This window comes from Tardiphaga sp. (assembly GCF_044340795.1).
In the GTDB taxonomy this organism is placed as follows: Bacteria; Pseudomonadota; Alphaproteobacteria; order Rhizobiales; family Xanthobacteraceae; genus Tardiphaga.
Genome location: NZ_JBIISY010000414.1, coordinates 1 through 3267, shown reverse-complemented (window position 1 = coordinate 3267; position 3267 = coordinate 1). Strand labels below are relative to the sequence as shown.

At 62.8% G+C, this 3267-nt stretch carries 5 protein-coding genes; all 5 read left to right on the top strand.

Going from position 1 to position 3267, the window contains the following annotated elements:
• The first annotated feature begins 51 nt into the window (after nt 1–51).
• Nucleotides 52–570 carry a GNAT family N-acetyltransferase gene (locus ACIQ17_RS32470; protein WP_398473677.1) on the top strand — a complete coding sequence of 173 codons (519 nt, stop codon included), beginning with the start codon at nt 52–54 and terminating at the stop codon, nt 568–570.
• 33 nt (nt 571–603) lie between these two features.
• Nucleotides 604–1362, top strand: coding sequence for an SDR family oxidoreductase (locus ACIQ17_RS32465; protein WP_398473676.1), 759 nt, complete (start codon nt 604–606; stop codon nt 1360–1362).
• 78 nt (nt 1363–1440) lie between these two features.
• On the top strand, nt 1441–1731 hold the full coding sequence (locus tag ACIQ17_RS32460; RefSeq protein WP_398473675.1) for a type II toxin-antitoxin system RelE/ParE family toxin: 291 nt from the start codon (nt 1441–1443) through the stop codon (nt 1729–1731).
• 10 nt (nt 1732–1741) lie between these two features.
• Nucleotides 1742–2038 (top strand): addiction module antidote protein, encoded by a 297-nt coding sequence (locus ACIQ17_RS32455; protein ID WP_398473673.1) that lies wholly within the window; start codon nt 1742–1744, stop codon nt 2036–2038.
• Between the two features lie 73 nt (nt 2039–2111).
• On the top strand, nt 2112–3267 hold a 1156-nt coding region (locus ACIQ17_RS32450), incomplete at its 3' end, for a NupC/NupG family nucleoside CNT transporter (protein ID WP_398473671.1).

The window sequence follows — 3267 nt, the reverse complement described above, 5'->3', positions numbered from 1 at the left end:
GGATGGGTTGAGCGCAGCGATACCCATCACCGCATGCACCCGAGTGGATGAGTGCTGGGTATCGCTGCGCTCAACCCATCCTACGCCTGGCGTCCAATGACCGCCGGCGATCTCAGCTCCGTTAAAGCCCTCGCCGACGTCATCCATCCCGAATTTCCCGAGACCGACGCGGTGTTCGCCAATCGCATGGCACTGCATGCCGGTGGCTGCGAGGTGCTGGACGGCAATGACGGGCTCAAGGGCTATGTGTTGAGCCATCCCTGGCAGGATCGCGCGCCGCCGCCGCTCGATGCAGTGCTGGAGCCGATCGCCTCTCCATCGACATATTACATCCACGATCTCGCATTGCTGGCTGAGACCCGCGGCAGTGGTGCCGGTACGGCCATTGTCGGCCTCCTTGCGGCCCGCGCACGCACGCTGGGCCTACCGAATATGACCCTTGTTGCCGTCAACAATTCGGTCCACTTTTGGCAGCGGCAGGGCTTTACCGTCACGGACGATCCAGCACTTGGGGCCAAGCTTTTGAGCTACGGCGATCAGGCGCGCTTCATGACGCGAGACCTCTCCTAGAACACGTCGTTTCAAGAACCAGGGAAGAAACCAATGACCGCCAAGATCGCCATCGTCACCGGAGCCGGCACCGGCGTCGGCCGCGCCGCCTCGCTCGCGCTGATGAATACGGGCTTCACCGTCGTGCTCGCCGGCCGCCGGCTCGAACTGCTGCAGGAGACGCAGAAGCTCGGCACTGAGCAGGGCGGCAAGAGCCTGCCCGTCACCGCCGACATGCAGGACCCCGCCTCGATCGCAGCGCTGTTTGCCAAGACCGTGCAGGAATTCGGCCGCCTTGACGTGCTGTTCAACAATGCCGGCATGGGCGCGCCCGCGATCCCGTTCGAGGATCTCGGCCTCGAACAGTGGAAGGCCGTGGTCGACACCAATCTCACCGCGCCATTCCTGTGCACCCAGCACGCCTTCCGCATCATGAAGGACCAGACCCCGCGCGGCGGCCGCATCATCAATAACGGCTCGATCTCGGCGCATGCGCCGCGCCCGTTCTCGGCCGCCTATACCTCGACGAAGCACGCCATCACCGGCCTGACAAAAGCCAGCAATCTCGACGGCCGCGCCTATGACATCGCCGTCGGCCAGGTCGATATCGGCAATGCCGCGACGCCCATGACCGACCGCATGGTCAATGGCCCCGGCGTGTTGCAGCCCGACGGCACCTCGCGCCAGGAGCCACGCATGGACTCCAAGGCGGTGGGCGATGCCGTCGCCTATATGGCCGGCCTGCCGCTGGATGCGAATGTGCTGACGATGACGGTGATGGCCACGAAGATGCCGTTCGTGGGACGGGGCTGAGGATTCGATACCGAAGGCGAGCGCAACACGCTCGTCTTCAGAACTTGACCACTGCACCTGTATCCTATAGGATACTTCATGTTCGAGGTCTTGAAGACCAGCGAATATCAGAAGTGGATCACGTCGCTGGCGGATCTGCGCGCGCAAGCGCTGATCACGGCACGGGTCGATCGTCTGGCGCTCGGCAATCCCGGCAATGTCAAAGCCGTGGGCGATGGCGTCAGCGAGTTGAAGATCGATTTCGGGCCGGGATATCGCGTTTACTTCACGCGGACTGGCAAGACCGTGGTGCTGCTTCTCTGCGGCGGCGACAAGTCTTCTCAGGCGAAGGACATTCGGCGTGCAAAGCAGATCGCCGCGTCATTGTGAAGGACTGGCAATGGTGGACATCTCGAAATTCGACGCAGCCGAATATCTCAAAACGCCGGAGATGATTGCTGTCTATCTCACCGACGCTTTCGAGACTGATGATCCCGCTTTCATCACACGCGCCATCGGCACAGCCGCGCGCGCCAAAGGAATGGCGGACGTTGCGAAAGCCGCCGGCGTCTCGCGCGAAAGCCTGTACAAGTCTCTCAATGGACAATCGAAGCCCGAATTCGACACAGTCCATAAGGTGCTTGGAGCCCTCGGCATAAGGCTAATTGCTGAGCCGATTGACAATAAAGCAGCCTAGCTTCGACTTCCCCGGCACCGACATTGCATGACCTCCGTCGCCGCGGCATCATTGCCGCGGTTTCGGGGGATATATGCTTCAGCTTCAGTCGGCGTTTGGGATTTTCGCTCTGCTTGGCCTTGCCTGGCTGTGCGGTGAAAATCGCAGCAAGGTGTCATTGCGCAAGGCCGTGATCGGGCTCGTCTTCACGATCGCAACGGCCGTCATTCTCCTGAAGCTGCCCATCGTCACGCGCGCTTTCGGAACGATCAATGACGCGGTCTCGACCATCGCGGCTGCGTCGCGCGCCGGCACGTCTTTCGTGTTCGGCTATCTCGGCGGCGGCGCGCTCCCCTTTGACCTGAAAGCCCCCGGCGCAGATTTCGTGCTGGCGCTGCAGGCCCTGCCGGTCGTGCTCGTGATCAGCGTGCTGACGACGCTGCTGTTCTACTGGCGCATCCTGCCGCCGATCGTGCGTGGCATGGCGTGGCTGCTCGAGCGCACGCTCGGGATCGGCGGCGCCGTGGGGCTCTCCACAGCCGCAAACATCTTTCTCGGCATGGTGGAAGCGCCGCTCTTCATTCGGCCCTATATCGCGCAGCTCACCCGCAGCGAGCTGTTTCTCGTGATGACCGGCGGCATGGCGGGGATCGCCGGCACGGTGCTGGTGCTCTACGCCAACTTCATGGCGCCGTTGCTCCCGGATGCCTCGGCGCATTTCGTCATCGCCTCGGTGCTGTCCGCGCCGGCGGCGATCCTGGTCAGCCTGATCATGGTGCCGGAAACCGAAGACCGCCGCACCAGCGGCCTGCTGGCCAGTCCGCCCTCGCCCGCCAGCAGCACCATGGATGCCATCGTCAAGGGCACGACGGCCGGCATCGAACTGCTGGTCAATATCGTCGCGTTGCTGCTGGTCTTTGTGGCGCTGATGTATCTGATGAATGCGATCCTGATGCTGTTTCCGACGATCGGCGGCACGCCGCTCACGGGCCAGCGCATCGTCGGCTATGTCATGGCGCCGGTCTGCTGGCTGATGGGCCTGCCATGGGACCAGGCGCTCACGGCGGGATCATTGATGGGCGTGAAGACGATCCTCAACGAGCTGATCGCCTATGTGCAGCTCGCAAAACTCGGCCCGGAGGTGCTCGATCAACGCTCGCGCCTCATCATGCTCTATGCGCTGTGCGGCTTCGCCAATTTCGCCAGCCTCGGCATCATGATCGGCGGTCTCGGCACCATGGCGCCCGAAC